Origin of the sequence: Cellulomonas bogoriensis 69B4 = DSM 16987 (assembly GCF_000767165.1) — a bacterium.
Lineage (GTDB): Bacteria > Actinomycetota > Actinomycetes > Actinomycetales > Cellulomonadaceae > Actinotalea > Actinotalea bogoriensis.
Map to the genome: position 1 here is coordinate 1 of NZ_AXCZ01000055.1, position 16,196 is coordinate 16,196.

A 16,196-nucleotide genomic window follows, 5' to 3' on the forward strand; every position below is an offset into this window, starting at 1 on the left:
CACCTGCGCTCCCCGGCCGAGATGCTCGCCCGGCACCGTCGCCACCCGCAGGCCGTCCGGACGGCCGCCGCCCTGGGGCAGGAGTGCGCGTTCGACCTGTCCCTCGTGGCACCGGCACTGCCCCCCTACCCGGTGCCGACCGGGCACGACGAGGCCTCGTGGCTGCGTGAGCTGGTGCGGCGCGGGGCCCACGACCGGTACGGGCCCCCCGACGCCGAACGCGTCCCCGGTGCCTACGCCCAGCTCGCCCACGAGCTCGACGTCATCGAGCACCTCGGGTTCCCCGGCTACTTCCTGATCGTCCACGACCTGGTGGCGTTCTGCCACGAGCGGGGCATCCTCGCCCAGGGACGGGGCTCAGCGGCCAACTCCGCCGTCTGCTACGCCCTGGGGGTCACCGCCGTGGACGCCGTCCGCCACGGGCTGCTGTTCGAGCGGTTCCTCTCACCCGAGCGCGACGGCCCACCCGACATCGACGTGGACATCGAGTCCCTGCGCCGCGAAGAGGTCATCCAGCACGTCTACGAACGGTTCGACCGTGAGCACGCCGCCCAGGTCGCCAACGTCATCTCCTACCGGCCCCGCTCCGCGGTCCGGGACGCGGCCCGCGCCCTCGGCTACGACCCCGGTCAGCAGGACGCCTGGAGCAAGAGCATCGAGCGGTGGGGCTCCTTGCGCACACCCGACCGCAGCCAGTGGTGGACGGTCCACAGGTCCGGTCCCGTCGCCCCCACCGAGACCACCTGGACCCCCACCCTGGGGTACGCCGGCACCGACAACCACGACGTCGTGCCGGCCCGCCGCCCACCGTCGGCCCAGGAGATGGGGGAGATCCCCGAACCGGTCATCGACCTGGCCGAACGGATGCTCCGGCTGCCCCGCCACCTGGGCATCCACTCGGGGGGAATGGTCCTGTGCGACCGACCCGTGATCGAGGTGTGCCCCGTGGAGTGGGCACGCATGCCCGGTCGCACCGTCCTGCAGTGGGACAAGGACGACTGCGCCGACGCGGGCCTGGTGAAGTTCGACCTGCTGGGCCTGGGCATGCTCTCGGCCCTGCGCATCGGCTTCGAGCTGGTCGCCACCCACCAGGGCGTCCGGCTCGGCCTGCACACCCTTCCGCAGGAGGACCCCCGCGTGTACGACCTGCTGTGCGCCGCCGACACCGTGGGGGTGTTCCAGGTCGAGTCCCGCGCGCAGATGTCCACCCTGCCCCGGCTGCAGCCCCGACGCTTCTACGACATCGTCATCGAGGTCGCCCTCATCCGCCCCGGCCCCATCCAGGGCGGTTCGGTCCACCCGTACATCAACCGGGTCCGCGGCCGTGAACCGGTCACCTACCTGCACCCCCTGCTGGAGAGCTCCCTGGGCAAGACCAAGGGCGTGCCCCTGTTCCAGGAGCAGCTCATGCAGATGGCCATCGACGTCGCCGGGTTCACCGGCGCCGAGGCCGACCAGCTGCGCCGGGCGATGGGCTCCAAGAGGTCCGCCGAACGCATGGAGGCGCTGCGCGACCGGCTCATGACCGGCATGGTCGACCGCGGCGTCCACGACCCCCACGTCCGGGAGCAGGTCTACGACAAGCTCAAGGCCTTCGCCGACTTCGGGTTCCCCGAGTCCCACGCCTACTCCTTCGCCTACCTGGTGTACGCCAGCTCCTGGCTCAAGGCGCGTCACCCCGCCGCCTTCTACGCCGGCCTGCTGGCAGCCCAGCCGATGGGCTTCTACTCCCCGCAGTCCCTGGTGGCCGACGCCCGCCGTCACGGGGTCACCGTCCTGAGGCCGTGCGTGCAGACCTCCGGGGTGCACGCAGGCCTCGAACGTCTCACCACCCCGACCGTCACCACCGGATCACCCACCCGTGCCCCGGCGCCCGCCGGCGGCATCAGCCTGGACGTGGACCCCACCTTGGCGGTCCGCCTGGGCCTGTCGGGTGTGCGGGGGGTGGGGGAGGGCACCGCCGGACGGCTGGTCCAGGCCCGGGCCGAGGGACCGTTCACCAACCTGCAGGACCTCACCCACCGGGTCGGGCTGTCCACCACCGAGCTGGAGGCCCTGGCCACGGCCGGTGCGCTGGAGGTCTTCGGGGTGCACCGCCGGGAGGCCCTGTGGGCGGCCGGTGCGCTCGCGGGGCACGGGCCGGGGACGTTGCCGGGAGTGGCTGTGGGGGTCAGGGCGCCCACGTTGCCGGGGATGAGCGAGGTGGAGGTCGCGATGGCCGACGTGTGGGCCACGGGGGTGTCGGTGGACTCCTACCCGACCCAGTACGTGCGGGACGGGTTGGACGCCGCGGGGGTGCTGCAGGTGGGGCAGGCGCTCACCCACGAGCCGGGGCGGCGGGTGGCGGTCGCGGGCGTGGTGACGCACCGGCAGCGGCCGGGGACGGCGCAGGGGGTGACGTTCCTGTCGATCGAGGACGAGACCGGGCTGCTGAACGTCATCTGCACCCCGGGGCTGTGGCAACGGTTCCGGACGGTGGCGCGCACGTCGGCGGCGATGGTGGTGCGGGGGCGCCTGGAACGGTCGGACGGGGCGACGAACCTGCTGGCCGAGCACCTGTCCCCGTTGTCGTTGCGGGTCCCGACCGCCTCACGTGACTTCCGGTGACGTGACGTCCGGTGCGAGGGGTTCGGGGCCGTCGGGGTCCTCGGGCGGGGGGTCGTCGGAGAAGTCGGTGGGGGGTTCCACGGTGCGGAGCCTGCTGAACACGGCCCAGGCGACGGAGACGATCGGGACGGCGATCACCGCACCGAGGATCCCTGCGACGAGGGTTCCGCCGGTCACCGACAGGGCCACGACCACGGGGTGCAGGGACACCTGCTTGCCCATGACGAGGGGTTGCAGCACGTGGCCCTCGAACTGGCCGATGAGGGCGATCACCACACCGACGGCCACGGCGTTGAGGACGCCGTTGGCGGCGAGCGCCACGATCATCGCGATGACCATGGCCAGGGGTGCGCCGATCAGGGGGATGAACGCGCCGATGAACACCAGGACGGCCAGCGGCGCGGCCAGCGGCACACCCAGCAGGACCAGGGCGATCGCGGCGAGGACCCCGTCGGCGGCCGCGATGATGAACGTGCCGCGCGTGTACCCGGAGAACGTGTACCAGGCGGCGTCCCCGCCGGTGTGCCAGGCGGGGCGCATGCGCGAGGGGAGCTGGTTGAGGAACCAGAACCACATCTCCTTGCCGCGTGTCAGGAAGAACACGGTGCAGAACACCGCGAGCGCCAGGACCATGAACATCAGGGCCACGGACCCGGCGCCGGCCCATGCCTGGCTGGCGATGGCCCCGGAGTTCTCGGCGACCCACTCCTGGCCTGCTTCGAGCCAGTCCTGGACGTCGTCGGCGGTGACCCGCAGGTTGAGGGGGCTGGCCTCGAGGAAGTCCAGGATGGTGGCGATGCCGTCGTTGAACTGCTCGGCGAGGTTCTCCCACTGGCCGGCGACGGAGAGCCCGACGTAGGTGAACATCCCGGCGATCGCGGCGACGGCCACGACCAGGGAGGTGGCGGTGGCCAGGGCGCGGGGCACGGCGCGGGCCAGGAGGTTGACCAGGGGGCGCAGGACGGCGGTGAACACCAGGGCGAGGAACACGGCGACGAACACGAGCAGGACGCGTGAGGTGGCCCACACGACCAGGGAGACGGCGGTGACGACGACCAGGACTCGCCAGGACCATGCGGCCATGACGCGGAGCCAGCGGGGGCTGACCTCGTCGCGGGCGGGGGTGGCGGGTGGTCGGCGGGCTCCGGCGACCTTCTTCGCGGCGGGGTTGGTGCCGGTGGCGGGTCGTGCGGGGGTGCGGGGGCGGTCCCCGGCGCTCGGGGGCGCCTGCTCGGACATCGGGCCTCCCTGGCGGCTGCGGGGGCTGTCGCGTCGGTCGTCGCGGCCAGTGTGCCCCACGGGGGGCGTCGGTGCCCGGTGCTGGGCCGTGCTATCTTTGCTGCCGCGCTCGGGACGCCTTCGTGGTGTTCCGGGACCACCTCGTCCGGGTGGCGGAATGGCAGACGCGCTAGCTTGAGGTGCTAGTGCCCGTATAGGGCGTGGGGGTTCAAGTCCCCCTCCGGACACTCGTTGAGACAGCGAGCGTGAAGGCCGTGACCAGCAGCAATGCCGGTCACGGCCTTCGTGCGTCTGCCGCGGGCGGGTCCCGCAGGCCTAGGGTGCGTGCGTGCGCAACCATGCCGTGGGACTTGACCTGGCGGTCACCAGGGGGACGGACGGCACGTGCGGGGCCCCTGGCTCTGACGAGTGGGTGGCCTGACGTGCGCGACGCGGGTGGTAGCGGCGGGTGGTAGCGGCGGGTGGTCGGTCTCCCTCAGCACCGGGAACGAGCTGACCTGGGTGTTGTACATCCGTGACCGGTACGGCCTGCGGGGCGCGCCGGACGTGCCGCGTCTGTGCGGGGTGCGGACGCACCCGACGTTGTCTGCGGAGGAGGCTGGCCCGGGTGCGTGGCAGGTGTGGTGGGACCGGCTGATCGCACAGGGCGGTAGGTGGGGCGAACCGGACCACGACCCGGCGCACGACGACCTGTGGGAACGGATCGTCGAGGGGCGTTGAGGCGCGCGTCGGCGCGACGGGCCTGAACGCTGTGGCCGGCGGTGGCGGTCACGGCCCGGGGCCGGTCCCGGGGTACGTGGGGCGGGCTGGTGGGGCCTACGCTGTGCGGCGATGATGACGCGAGCCGAAGGTGCGTACCTGGGTGCGGTGCGGGCCTTCCAGAACCCGATGCTGGCCCTGCTGCACAAGCGTCACGCCCCTCTGGTGGTCGCGCTGCTGTCGTTGGTGTTCACCGCGGAGCGTCCGACGGTGCCGGTGGCCGACGCGCACACGGAGATCGGTGACGCGTTGGACCAGCTGCGGGTGGCGGGTCATGACGAGGCCCTGCCGGGGGCCACGGCCCGTGAGCTGTGTCGGCAGTGGGCGGACGCGGGGTGGTTGGTGCGGCACGTGCTGGATGACGACGTCGAGGTGTACCGGTTGTCCGCGCACGCGGTGGGGGCGCTGGAGGTCGCGGGGCGGGCCGGTGGGGCCCGTGCGCGGGTGTCGCAGTCGCGGGTGCGGACGTTGCTGGACGCGGTGGAGCGCCTGTCCCAGGACGCCGACCCCGACGTGATGGTGCGGATGGCGCGCCTGGACTCCCAGATCGAGCGTCTGCGTGGGGAGCTCGCCCGGATCCAGCGGACCGGGACGGTGGAGGTGGTCGACGACGAGCAGCTGGTCGAGGAGGCCGAGAACGTCCTGCACCTGGTGCGTGAGCTGCCCGCGGACTTCGCCCGGGTGGCGGAGTCGATCAAGGCCATGCAGCGGGACGTGGTGACGGCGTTGCGGCAGGACGAGCGCCCCACGGGCGAGGTGCTGCGCGAGTACCTGCAACGTGGGGAGCACGTGATGGAGTCCACGGTGGAGGGGCGGGCGTTCGCGGGGGCGTTGCGGCTGATCGGTGACCCGCGGCGCCTGGAGGAGCTGTCGGACCAGCTCGAGGTGATCCTGAGGCACCCGTTCACCCGGCGCCTGCCGGCGCCCCGGCGCACCGAGCTGCGGGAGATCGGACGCCGGATCGAGCAGGGCCTGGACCAGGTGTTCAGCGCTCAGCGGGAGGCGTCCTACGTGATCACCACCCAGGTGCGCAACCACGACCCGTTGCGGGACCGGCAGGTCGACGAGCTGCTGCGGGACGTCATGACCGGCCTGCAGGGGTGGATGCCCGGGTCGCGCCGCGGGCACCAGGTCGAGCCGTTGCGGCGGTTGCCGGTGGCCGAGGTCGACCACCTGCGCCAGACACCCGGCGACCTGCGGCCGGCGCAACCGCCCTCGCCGTTGAGCGAGTGGGACGACGGTGTGCCGGGGGTCCTGCCGGAGGAGGCGCGGGCCTGGGGCGGGCCCAGGTACGCGACGTTGCACGAGCACCTGGCTGGCCTGGCAGGTGGGGACGGGGGTGTGGACGTGGCGGCCGCGTTCGAGGCCGCCCCGGTGGGTGCCCGCCGCCCGGTGGACCTGCTGGGCCTGCTGGAGATCGCGCACGACCTGGGGATGACCGAGACCGACGAGGTGGCGTTCGTCGAGGCGGTCCGCCCGGACGGCACCCGACGCAGGTTCGCGTTCGGTGCCGTCACCGCACGGACGAGGGGCGAGGACGATGACTGAGACGACGGGCGCGTTCATCAGCCCGGTCCCCATGGAGGAGGACCCGGCGCAGCTGTTCGCCGGGGACTGCGGCACCCTGGACGCGGACGTGCGCCGGTTGCTGGTGCGGCTGCTGCAGCGCCGGTTCCTGCTCGCGGACCGCAACCCCGCCCAGTGGCGCACCCTGGTGGAGAACCAGCAGGTCGTGGAGTCGCGTCTGCACGACCTGTTCGTGCACCTGGTCGTGGACCACCAGCGGGGCATCGCGTACAAGAAGCAGGTGCGGTCCGCGGAGCTGGACGTGCCGGTCCTGCTGCGCGACGAGGCCTACACCCGGGCCGAGACGCTGGTGCTGGTGCACCTGCGCACCGTGTTCCAGCGCGAGCGGGGTGCGGGGGAGTCCTCGGTGCGGGTGGACGTGGAGGAGGTCGAGCAGACCGCCCTGACGTACTTCGACCCCGACGACACGAACGTCGCGGCCCGCCAGCGGGAGATCCGGGCCGCGGTGGCCCGGTTGGTCAAGGACGGTCTGCTGGAGGAGGAGTCCGAGGGCCGGTACCGGGTCACCCCGTTGGTGGAGGTGGTGCTGAGCAACGCGCGCCTGACCGAGCTGCGGGACTGGTTGCGTACGCAGGTCCGTGCCGAGGGTGAGGAGCAGGCCTGATGACGATGGTGGACACGCTGTTCGGGTTGCTGCCCGAGGCCTCGACCGGTCAGCAGTGGGTGGGGCGTGAGCTGCAGCTGGTGAACTGGGGCGGGTACGACGGGCACCACGCGGTGCGTCTGGCGTCCACGGCGACGTTGCTGTCAGGTGGGTCGGGCTCGGGCAAGTCCACGCTCATGGACGCCTACATCGCACTCCTGATGCCGCACACGACCCCCTTCAACGGGGCGTCCAACGGTGGCGTGGTGGGGCGGCCCCGCGGCAAGGACCAGCGCAACATCCTGTCCTACGCACGGGGCAAGCTCGACGAGTCCCGCACCGAGGACGGCACCCGGGAGAGGGTGCTGCGCGGTGAGGGCCGGGACACGTGGTCTGCCGTCGCGATGACCTGGGCGGACCAGGCCGGGAGCCTGTTCACCGCGGTGCGGGCCTGGTACGTGCCCGCGGCGGCCCGCACCCTGGACGAGGTGGTCGCCGTGCGGGCGACCTGCGACGGGCCGTTCGACCTGCGTGACCTGCAGGGCCCGGCCACCCACCGGTTGGGTCGTGCGGCGTTGACCGAGGCGGGCCTGACGTCGTTCGACACCGACCGGGAGTACACCGCGCGCCTGCACCTGACGTTGGGGATCGGGGCCTCGGGCGGGGGCACCAAGGCCGTCGCGCTGCTGGGACGGATCCAGGCCGGCCAGCAGATCACCACCGTCGACGCCCTGTACAAGGCGATGGTGCTGGAGGAGCCGGGCACGTTCGCGACGGCGGACGCGGTCGTGGAGCAGTTCGACCGGTTGAGCGGCACACGCGAGCAGATGATCACCGCCAGGCAGCAGGTCAAGGCGCTGGAGCCGATCCGGGAGCACCGGGACGCGATCACCGGTGCCGCCGAGCGGTTGCGGGTGGTGGACGCGCTGGGTGCGGTCGAGGACCGTACCTCCCCGGTGGCGCTGTGGCGCGCCGAGCACCGTCTGGGACTGCTGCGCGCGGTGGAGGGGGAGCTGCAGGTCGAGCACCAGCAGGCCCGCCGTCTGGTCAGCGAGACCAGCAGCCGGGTGGACGCGGCCCGGGCCGAGCTCGACGGGGTCAGGCAGACGCTGTGGTCCTCGGGCGGGGACAGGTTGGTCAACGCACGACGGGAGCTGCGTGCCGCGGAGCAGCGGCGGGACCGGGTCGTGGCGGCCCGCGCGCGCCTGGACCAGACCTTGCAGGCGGCGTTCGGCGACACCGTGACGTCCGAGGCGGGCTTCGCCGACCTGGTGGAGCGTGCGACCACGACCCTGCGGGACGCAGGCACCAAGACCACCGCCCGGCAGGCGTTCGCCGAGGCGATGGCCGACCGCAAGGAGGCACGCGCGGACCTGGCGGCCCTGCGTGAGGAGCGCGGGCGTGTGGCCCGCCGTGCCGGGAACGTGCCCGGTGACCTGCACCAGGCGCGCGAGGCTCTGGCCCGGGCCGCGGGTCTGGAGCCGCAGGACCTGCCGTTCGTGGCCGAGCTGGTCGAGGTGCGCACCGAGCACGAGCCGTGGCGGGAGGCGTTCAACCTGGCACTGGGTGGGTTCGCGACCCTGGTGCTGATCGACGCCGCGCACCTGCGTGCCTTCCGTGCCGCCATCGACGACGTGCCCACCGCCCGCCGGATCCGCTTCGAGGGGGTCCCCACCGGCACCCGGCACGACGTGGTCCTGGACCAGCGGACGCTGCCCGGCCGGCTGGAGTTCCGCAACGGACCCTTCACCGGGTGGTTGCGCAGCGAGCTGGCGAACCGGTTCGACTACGTGTGCGTCGACACCCCCGGCGAGCTGTCCCAGCACACCCGGGCCCTGACCCGCTCAGGTCAGCTGTCCCAGGGCAGGCAGGGCGCCCACGGGGGTCGGGGCCGGGCCAACGTCCTGGGGTTCACCAACACGCGCCTGCTGACCCACCTGGACCAGCAGATCCTCCGCGCCGAGGAACGCCTGGCCCAGGCCGAGGAGCACGTCACCGACACCGAGGGCCGGTTGGACCGCCACGAGGTCCAGCGAGCGGCGTTCGCCGCCGTCCTGGAGACGACCTGGGAGCAGGTGGACGTCGACGGGGCCGACGCCGAGGTCACCCGATGGGAGCAGGTCGCCGGGGACGTGACCTCCGGCAACCCTGAGGTCACGCGGTTGCAGCAGCAGGCCGACGCCCTCGAGGCCTCGATCCGTGGGCTCACCGAGGAGCTGGGCCGGACGAAGGGCACCGCGGAGGACCTCGGTGCCCGGTGGGCGGCGACCACCGACGAGGTCGACGCCGCCCAAGGTGCACTGGACGCCGCCCGAGCGGCGGGCACCACCCTGGACGCCGCACAGCGCACCTACCTCGACCGGCTCCTCGGCTCCGGCGACGACGCGAGCGGGCCGGGAGGCCCGGTCGTCGCGTTGCGGTCCTTCGACGACATCCTCGCCCGGGCCGCGCAGCTCCTGCGCGCCGACCGTGACGCCGCCCACCAGGCGGTGGCCACCGCCCGTGAGGCCCTGCGCCGCATCTTCGAGACGTTCACCGAGCGCTGGCCCGACCCCGATCTCGGTACCGACCCGGACGCCTCCTACGAGGACTTCGAGCGGATCCTGGTCGACCTGGAGACCAACGGCCTGCACGACCTGGAGCAGGACTGGCGCAGGAGCCTGCTGCGGTTGTCCGGCAACGACCTGGCCGACCTGCACAACGCCCTGACCCGCGCGGTCCGTGAGATCAAGGAGCGCATCGGCCCCGTCAACGACATCCTCGCCGACCTCCCGTTCGCCGACGACGACCACCGCCTGCGCATCGAGGCCCGCGACACCCGGTCCACGGTGGTGGCGAAGTTCCGTGCCGAGCTGCGCGAGCTGGGCGAACCCGTCGCCCCCGACGCCACCGATGCCGAGCGCGAACGCCGGTACGCCCGGATGGCGAAGGTCATCGACAGGATCCGCCGCACCGCCCCGGACTTCGCCGACCTGGTCGACGTGCGCCGGCACGTGCGCCTCAGCGCCGAGAAGGTCGACCGGGAGGGTCGCCACGTCGCCCTGTACGACCACATCGGGGAGAAGTCCGGTGGGGAGTCCCAGGAGCTCGTGGCGTTCATCGTGGGTGCCGCCCTGCGCTACCAGCTCGGTGACGCCGGCGCCGACCGGCCCCGGTACGCACCGGTGTTCCTGGACGAGGCGCTCATCAAGGCCGACGCCCGGTTCACCGGCCGGGCGATCGGGGCCTGGCGCGGTCTGGGGTTCCAGCTCGTCATCGGCGCCCCCAACGACAAGTTCGGCGCCCTGGAACCCCACGTCGACCTCAAGTACGTCGTGCTGAAGGACACCTCGGGACGGTCCCGGACCAAACCCGTGGTGGGCGTCGAGGAGGAGGTCCCCACCTCGGCCTGACCTCCGCGCGAGAGGTCCCGGGGTGAGGAGCCGGTCACGGGCTGAGGTGGACGGTCCCGTGGATGACCTGCGCGGTGTAGGTCCGTAGCGGCAGCGGGTCCTTGCCCCCTGGGTCCAGGCACTCGCCGCTCTCCAGGTCCCACACCTGCTTGTGCATCGGTGAGGTGAGGGTCGCCCGGCCCGAACGGTCCCCGACCAGCCCGCGGGACAGCACGTTCGCCCCGCTGAAGGGGTCACGCTGCTGCACCGCCAGGACCCGCCCGTCCGCCAGCCGGAACACGGCCACGGGCGTTCCGTCGACCAGTGCCCCGGCCCCACGTTCGGGGACGAGCCGGTCCAGGTCGCACACCGCGGTCATCGCTGCACCTTCATCGTCCTGGCCACCCGGATGTCGGGGTGGCCCTGCTGACCGGTCGCCGCGGGCACCGCCTGCCCGCGCAGCGGGACGTAGGCGAGGTCCGGGTCGGGGGAGCCGGGGGCGTTCAGGTACGGGGTGAAGGCGGCGAGCTTGTCCTGGTCGTCCAGGGTCGCCCGCCACTCGTCGACGTACCGGTCGACGTGGGCCTCGGCCTCGAGCTCGGCACCGATGCCCTCGGCGTCGTCCACGACCACGGCCCGCAGCCCGTCGATGCCCCCGGGGAAGTCCTCGACCCACGGGGCCGTGCGCTGCAACCTGTCCGCGCGCCTGATGTACAGCGCCAGGAACCGGTCCACCACCTGCACGAGCCGGTCGCCGTCGAGGTCCTCGGCGAGGAGCTGGGCGTGCTTGGGGGTGAACCCCCCGTTGCCGCCCACGTACACGTTCCAGCCCTTCTCGGTCGCGATGACACCCACGTCCTTGCCCCGGGCCTCGGCGCACTCGCGTGCGCAGCCCGAGACACCCACCTTGAACTTGTGGGGAGCGCGCAGGCCCCGGTACCGCAGCTCCATGCGCACGGCCATGCTCGAGGAGTCCTGGACCCCGAACCTGCACCACGTGGACCCCACGCAGGTCTTGACCGCGCGCAGCGGCTTGCCGTACGCCTGACCGGACTCGAACCCCGCGTCGACCAGTCGCCGCCAGATCGCGGGGAGCTGCTCCTGACGGGCCCCGAACATGCCGATCCGCTGGGCGCCGGTCACGCGGGTGAACAGTCCGAACTCCTGGGCCACCTGCGCCAGGACCAGCAGCTTCTCCGGGGTGACCTCACCACCGGGCATCCTGGGGATCACCGAGTAGGTGCCGTCCTTCTGCAGGTTGGCCATGAGGTGGTCGTTGGTGTCCTGGAGCGCGGCCTGGTCCGGGTGCAGGACGTGCCCGACCCCGAGGGTCGACAGGATCGAGGCCACGACCGGGCGGCACACCGCGCACCCGCGGCCGGTCCCGTGCGCGGCGATGATCTGGGTGAACGTGCGCAGGCCTGAGGTGCGGACGGTCGCGAGGAGCTCGACCCGGGGCATCGCGACGTGCTCGCACATCGCGGTCGAGACCGTGACGCCGGCCTTCTGCAGTGAGGTGTTGACCAGCTTGGTCAGCATCGGGACGCACGAGCCGCACACGCTCCCCGCCCGGGTGCAGGCCTTGACCGCGTCCACGTCCCGGCACCCGTGCTCGGTGACGGCCTCGCGCACGGTGCCCGCGGTCACGTTCGCGCACGAGCACACCACGACGTCGTCGGGGAGGTCGGTGGAGGGTGGGCTCGCCCCACCCTCGGGGGCCAGGAACGCCGACGGGTCCGCGCCCAGGGGGCGCCCGAGGAGCGGCCGCAGCTGGGAGTACAGCGAGATGTCGCCCACGACCACCCCACCCAGCAGGACGCGCGCGTCGTCGGAGACCACGAGCTTGCGGTCCGTGCAGGCCACCAGGCCGGTGGACTCCCCGTCGTGGCTGGCGCACTCACCGATGGCCCACACGGCCGGGTCCGAGGTGCGGCACGCGCGCCGCCCCCGGCGGCCTCCAGGCCAGGACCCCGCCACCGACGACCGCCCCGCGCAGGGGGCGCCCGGTGGCGGCGGCGCGGTCCGCGACCCAGGTGCGCAACGCCTCCACGTCACCCAGGGTGCCGTAGGTCAGCACCCCGGGCAGGTCAGCGCCGTCGGTACGCGGCTTCCACGGCCACGACCCGGTCGCCAGCACCAGCTGGTCGTAGGCGACCTCACGCCCTCTGCGGGTGGTGAGGGTCTGGGCCTGACGGTCCATGCCCGCACCCACGACGACCACGGGCCCGAGGCCCACCCCACGAGGTCCTTCGCTCTGCGTCATACGCCAAGTTGTCCCCGATGACGGTCGGGACTACTGGGCCCTATGCGGTCCCCGGTGCCCGGTCGCGTGAGCACCCGGACGGCGGTATTCAGGAAGCATGTCGATGGCAGAGCCGTTCATGCCCCGTCCCGAGCGCGAGGAGCGCGCTGCCGGCGCCGACCTCGGTCCCGGCGCTCCTCCTCCGGCCGACGGGACGGGGGTCGGGGGCGAGAACACCGACGGGCGCGCCGAGGACGGGATCGACCCGCTGACCCACGAACCCGTGCTCCCCGGCCCGGGCGACGACTGACGACCGACGGTCCCCGCGCCGTGACCGGACGCACCCCGACCCCCGTGGTCCTGGTCCACGGCACGCGGACCTCCGCGGCGATCTGGGACCGTCAGGTCCGCACCCTGACCCGAGCGGGTCACCCGTGCACAGCGCCGGACCTCCCGGGCCACGGTGTGCGGTCGGGCGAGGTGTTCACCACCCGCGGCGCGTTCGAGGTCATCGACCGGGCCGTCGCCGGGGCCCCGGGCCCGCCGCTGCTCGTCGGACTCTCACTGGGCGGATACCTCAGCCTGGCCTACAGCGCCCGCAGCAGCCGGGCAGTTGCCGGTCTGGTCCTCTCCGGCTGCTCCACGGAGATCAGGGGCATGCCCCTGCTGGCGTACCGGAGGGTCTCCACCGCCCTCGCGCGGCTCACCGGTCGGGCCCACCGCTGGCAGGTCGTGGCGGACATGCTCGAGCAGATGCACGGCTACTCCAGCATCGGCGACCTGCGGCGGGCCACCGTCCCGGTGTGGACGGTCGACGGGCGACGCGACCCCCTGCGCCTCGGTGCCCGCCGGCTCCGCGCAGCCGGTCCCGGTCCCCGCCGCGTCGTGGTGCCCCGGGCGGGGCACGACGTGAACACCGAGGCGCCGGTCGCGTTCGACAGGGCGCTCCTCACGGTCCTGGCCCGGCTGGACGACGGGTCCGCGGGGACAGGCGGTGCCGTGCCGTCCCTGTGACCTCCGTCTCCTCGCGGAGTATTGCGTTGGTCGCGCTCCCTCGACGGTCGTAGCGTGTGCAGGTCGGTCCCGATGGTCGGGCCGACCGGGCAGGGGGGATCGCGCCCTCGCGCCCGCGTGCCGCCAGTGGCGGCACGGACCCACCGTGGAGGGCTCTTTCATGAACACCACAGTCCGGACCGGGCTCGTCGCTCTCGTCGCCGCCGGGGCGCTCGTCCTCGCCGGCTGCGCCGAGCAGGACGAGGAGACCACCGTCCCGACCGACGACACCGACGTCCAGACCGACCAGGCGCAGGGCACCGGCGAGGTCCCGGACGTCACCGTCCTGATCCTCGAGACCGCCCAGGGCAACCTGACTCGCCTCGGACTCGAGGTCGAGGTCGTGGACGAGGACGGTCAGCCGGTCGAGGCCGAGGACGCCTCGCAGTGGCGCGTCACCGACCAGGACCCGGTCGGGGTCCCGGCGGAGGAGGGTGACGTGATCACCCTCACCGTCGTCGAGCGCGGCTGAGGTCGCGCGCCCGGCTCGAGGGTCTCGCCGTCACCGGTACCGGTGCGCGAGCTCCTCGAGTCGGGCGAGGTACCCGCCGCCGAACAGGACCGCGTGCACCGCGACCGGGTGCAGCTGGTGCAGGCCCACCAGGTCGCGCCACCCGTCGGGCAGCGGGTGGACGTCCTGGTAGCCGGCGATGACGTGATCCAGGTGCGGCAGCCCGAACAGCTCGAGCATCGCCAGGTCCGTCAGCCGGTGCCCGCCGTGCGCTGCAGGGTCGATCAGGACCGCCCCCTCCTCGGTCCACATGACGTTCCCCGCCCACAGGTCACCGTGCAGCCTGGCAGGGGTGTCGTCGTCGTCCCACCGGCCTGCCCTCAGGTCCTCCAGCACCGCCTGCACGGCCGTCACCAGTGCGGGCGGCACCCTCGTGCGCGCCGCGAGCAGCTCCAGCGCGTGCCCCACCCGCAGGTCTGCGTAGAACGCACCCCACCGTCGACCGGGGCCCAGGGGGAGGGGCAGGGGCTCGCTGAGGGGCCCGAGGTACCCCTCGCCCTCCCATCCCGGTGGACCCGCACCGAACCCGTCGGCCCCCGCGTCGTGCATCGTCGCCAGGGCCCTGCCCAGTGCCAGGGCCGACTCCCGGTCCGGGGCGCACGGGACCAGGCGCACCAGGTCCAGGTGCGAGCCGACGTGCACCACCTCGGCCACCGTGCCCGGTGGCGCACCCTGACCCAACCACCTCAGGCCGGCGGCCTCCCACCGGTAGTACCGGTCGGGAGCACCGGGATCGTGCTTGCGGAACGTGTCGACCACCCCACTAGTGTGCGCGGATGGACGTCACCGAGCTGACCGACGCGGTCGTGCGCCTTGCCCCGCCCGGCCGCCAGGACGAGCAACGGGTGCTGCAGCTGTGCCAGGACCCGGACATCCAGCGGTGGACGGTCGTCCCCAGCCCCTACCGGCTCGAGGACGCCAGGGCGTTCGTCGGTGAGCTCGTACCCCGCTGGTGGGCCGAGGGCACGGCGTGCACCTGGGGGATCCACCACGACGGCGAGCTCGTGGGGATGATCGGGCTGCACACGCAGCCCGCCCGGTCGGCCGAGGTCGGCTACTGGCTCGGTGCCGCGCACCGTGGTCGGGGACTGCTGCACCGGTCCCTGGGCCTGGTGCTCGACCACGCGTTCGGACCCTTGGACCTCGACCGCGTGGAATGGCGTGCCTACGCCGGCAACTGGGCGTCGTGGCGGGTCGCGTGGCGCCAGGGCTTCCGCTTCGAGGGCGCCATCCGCGGCGCTGGCCTGCAGCGAGGGCACCGTCGCGACGACTGGATCGGCACGCTCCTGCGCGGAGACCCCCGCGAAGCCCGGCAGCCGTGGCCCGCCACGACCATCGACGTCCCCGACCCGGCACCCCGGCCGGCCCCCAAGGAGAGCCCGTGACCCCGACCGCCCCCGTCCAGCTCGACGAGGACAACCCGTTCGCCGCACCGTCGACCCTCCCGTACGGGCTGCCCGACTTCGCCGCGATCCGCGTCGAGCACCTCATGCCTGCGTTCCTGGCGGGCATGGCCGCCGAACGCGCCGAGGTCGAGGCCGTGGTCACCGACCCCGCACCACCCACGGAGGACAACACCCTGCTGGCACTCGAACGGGCCGGCGCACTGCTGAACCGGGTGAGCGTCGTGTTCTTCACCCTCACCGGGGCGCACACCTCACCCGAGCTCGACGACCTGGACGAGCAGGTCGCGCCCCTGCTGGCCGAGCACCACGACGCGATCACCCTCGACCGGCGCCTGCACGACCGGCTCGAGGCCCTGCACCGGTCGGTCCAGGACGGTGAGCAGGACCTCGCGCCCGACGCGGCCTGGCTGCTGCGGACCCTTCGCCAGGACATGCGCCGTGCCGGGGTGGCGGCCGACCCCGGCACCCAGGCAGCCGTCCGCGACCTCAACACCCGGATCGCCGCGCTGGAGAGCCGGTTCAGCCGGCTGCTGCTCGCGGGCACCAACGCCGCCGCCGTGCACCTCACCGACGTCGGTGAACTCGACGGCCTGGATCCCGACGCCGTGGACTCCGCCGCGCGCGCAGCGGCCGACCGCGGCCGGGAGGGGTACCTCCTGGAGCTGTCGCTTCCGTCCGACCAGCCCCTGCTGGCGCACCTGCGGCGACGGGACGTGCGTCGACGCGTCCACGAGGCGTCCACCGGCCGGGGGACCACAGGCGAGGTGGACGCCCGGCCGGTGGTCGTCGAGATCGCCCGCCTGCGCGCCGAGCGCGCCCGCCTGCTGGGCGACGAGCA

The 16,196-nt window shown here is 73.2% G+C and carries 12 protein-coding genes, 1 tRNA gene and 2 pseudogenes; 11 read left to right on the forward strand and 4 right to left on the reverse strand.

All coding sequences use genetic code 11. The features are described 5' to 3' along the window. A partial coding sequence (gene dnaE / locus N869_RS07060; protein ID WP_035059647.1) for a DNA polymerase III subunit alpha occupies positions 1-2,607 on the forward strand: 2,607 nt, incomplete at its 5' end. On the opposite strand, the gene N869_RS07065 is transcribed toward dnaE, so the two are convergent. Beyond that, positions 2,590-3,846 carry an AI-2E family transporter gene (locus N869_RS07065; RefSeq protein ID WP_084136606.1) on the reverse strand — a complete coding sequence of 419 codons (1,257 nt, stop codon included), beginning with the start codon at positions 3,844-3,846 and terminating at the stop codon, positions 2,590-2,592. The genes dnaE and N869_RS07065 overlap by 18 nt on opposite strands. Positions 3,847-3,989: 143 nt before the next feature. Here N869_RS07065 and N869_RS07070 point away from each other — a divergent pair. From N869_RS07070 to N869_RS07090, 5 genes are all read left to right on the forward strand, one after another. Beyond that, positions 3,990-4,073: transfer RNA gene (locus N869_RS07070), tRNA-Leu, on the forward strand. A gap of 274 nt (positions 4,074-4,347) precedes the next feature. Next, positions 4,348-4,566: a hypothetical protein gene (locus tag N869_RS07075; RefSeq protein WP_156968407.1), complete on the forward strand. Its 219-nt coding sequence runs from the start codon at positions 4,348-4,350 to the stop codon at positions 4,564-4,566. Between the two features lie 111 nt (positions 4,567-4,677). After that, a complete protein-coding gene (locus N869_RS07080) occupies positions 4,678-6,153 on the forward strand; it encodes a DUF3375 domain-containing protein (RefSeq protein WP_035059649.1) in 1,476 nt (491 codons plus the stop codon). Continuing rightward, positions 6,146-6,796 carry a DUF4194 domain-containing protein gene (locus N869_RS07085; RefSeq protein ID WP_035059651.1) on the forward strand — a complete coding sequence of 217 codons (651 nt, stop codon included), beginning with the start codon at positions 6,146-6,148 and terminating at the stop codon, positions 6,794-6,796. The genes N869_RS07080 and N869_RS07085 overlap by 8 nt, the downstream gene beginning before the upstream one ends. Next, positions 6,796-10,167: an ATP-binding protein gene (locus N869_RS07090; RefSeq protein ID WP_035059653.1), complete on the forward strand. Its 3,372-nt coding sequence runs from the start codon at positions 6,796-6,798 to the stop codon at positions 10,165-10,167. The genes N869_RS07085 and N869_RS07090 overlap by 1 nt, the downstream gene beginning before the upstream one ends. 34 nt (positions 10,168-10,201) lie before the next feature. On the opposite strand, the gene nirD is transcribed toward N869_RS07090, so the two are convergent. Then, complete coding sequence (gene nirD, locus N869_RS07095; protein ID WP_035059655.1) at positions 10,202-10,525, reverse strand: nitrite reductase small subunit NirD; 324 nt, start codon at positions 10,523-10,525, stop codon at positions 10,202-10,204. Then, positions 10,522-12,346: pseudogene (locus N869_RS07100) on the reverse strand ((2Fe-2S)-binding protein); the annotation flags it as partial. The pseudogene N869_RS07100 and the gene nirD, both read right to left, overlap by 4 nt. 160 nt (positions 12,347-12,506) lie before the next feature. On the opposite strand from N869_RS07100, the gene N869_RS07105 reads away from it, so the two are divergent. The 3 genes from N869_RS07105 (at position 12,507) to N869_RS07115 (ending at position 13,913) form a co-directional block, all read left to right on the forward strand. Further along, the gene (locus tag N869_RS07105; RefSeq protein WP_035059657.1) at positions 12,507-12,698 is read left to right on the forward strand and encodes a hypothetical protein; all 192 of its coding nucleotides are present in this window, start codon (positions 12,507-12,509) and stop codon (positions 12,696-12,698) included. A 20-nt stretch (positions 12,699-12,718) separates the two neighbouring features. Further along, positions 12,719-13,402 carry an alpha/beta fold hydrolase gene (locus N869_RS07110; RefSeq protein ID WP_084136615.1) on the forward strand — a complete coding sequence of 228 codons (684 nt, stop codon included), beginning with the start codon at positions 12,719-12,721 and terminating at the stop codon, positions 13,400-13,402. 160 nt (positions 13,403-13,562) lie between these two features. Further along, the gene (locus N869_RS07115) at positions 13,563-13,913 is read left to right on the forward strand and encodes a PASTA domain-containing protein (protein ID WP_035059659.1); all 351 of its coding nucleotides are present in this window, start codon (positions 13,563-13,565) and stop codon (positions 13,911-13,913) included. 30 nt (positions 13,914-13,943) lie between these two features. On the opposite strand, the gene N869_RS07120 is transcribed toward N869_RS07115, so the two are convergent. After that, on the reverse strand, positions 13,944-14,711 hold the full coding sequence (locus N869_RS07120; RefSeq protein WP_035059661.1) for a fructosamine kinase family protein: 768 nt from the start codon (positions 14,709-14,711) through the stop codon (positions 13,944-13,946). Between the two features lie 17 nt (positions 14,712-14,728). Between N869_RS07120 and N869_RS07125 the strand changes: the two genes are divergently transcribed. Then, on the forward strand, positions 14,729-15,337 hold the full coding sequence (locus N869_RS07125; RefSeq protein ID WP_052105193.1) for a GNAT family N-acetyltransferase: 609 nt from the start codon (positions 14,729-14,731) through the stop codon (positions 15,335-15,337). Then, a pseudogene (locus N869_RS07130) lies at positions 15,334-16,196 on the forward strand (M3 family metallopeptidase); the annotation flags it as partial. The gene N869_RS07125 and the pseudogene N869_RS07130, both read left to right, overlap by 4 nt.

What these genes read in the sequence shown, in the direction of transcription:
- N869_RS07065 (WP_084136606.1), bottom strand. Translation starts at nt 3,846, where the DNA reads ATGTCCGAGCAGGCGCCCCCGAGCGCCGGGGACCGCCCCCGCACCCCC.
- N869_RS07090 (WP_035059653.1), top strand. Translation starts at nt 6,796, where the DNA reads ATGACGATGGTGGACACGCTGTTCGGGTTGCTGCCCGAGGCCTCGACC.
- N869_RS07085 (WP_035059651.1), top strand. Translation starts at nt 6,146, where the DNA reads ATGACTGAGACGACGGGCGCGTTCATCAGCCCGGTCCCCATGGAGGAG.
- N869_RS07105 (WP_035059657.1), top strand. Translation starts at nt 12,507, where the DNA reads ATGTCGATGGCAGAGCCGTTCATGCCCCGTCCCGAGCGCGAGGAGCGC.
- N869_RS07115 (WP_035059659.1), top strand. Translation starts at nt 13,563, where the DNA reads ATGAACACCACAGTCCGGACCGGGCTCGTCGCTCTCGTCGCCGCCGGG.
- nirD (WP_035059655.1), bottom strand. Translation starts at nt 10,525, where the DNA reads ATGACCGCGGTGTGCGACCTGGACCGGCTCGTCCCCGAACGTGGGGCC.
- N869_RS07080 (WP_035059649.1), top strand. Translation starts at nt 4,678, where the DNA reads ATGATGACGCGAGCCGAAGGTGCGTACCTGGGTGCGGTGCGGGCCTTC.
- N869_RS07125 (WP_052105193.1), top strand. Translation starts at nt 14,729, where the DNA reads ATGGACGTCACCGAGCTGACCGACGCGGTCGTGCGCCTTGCCCCGCCC.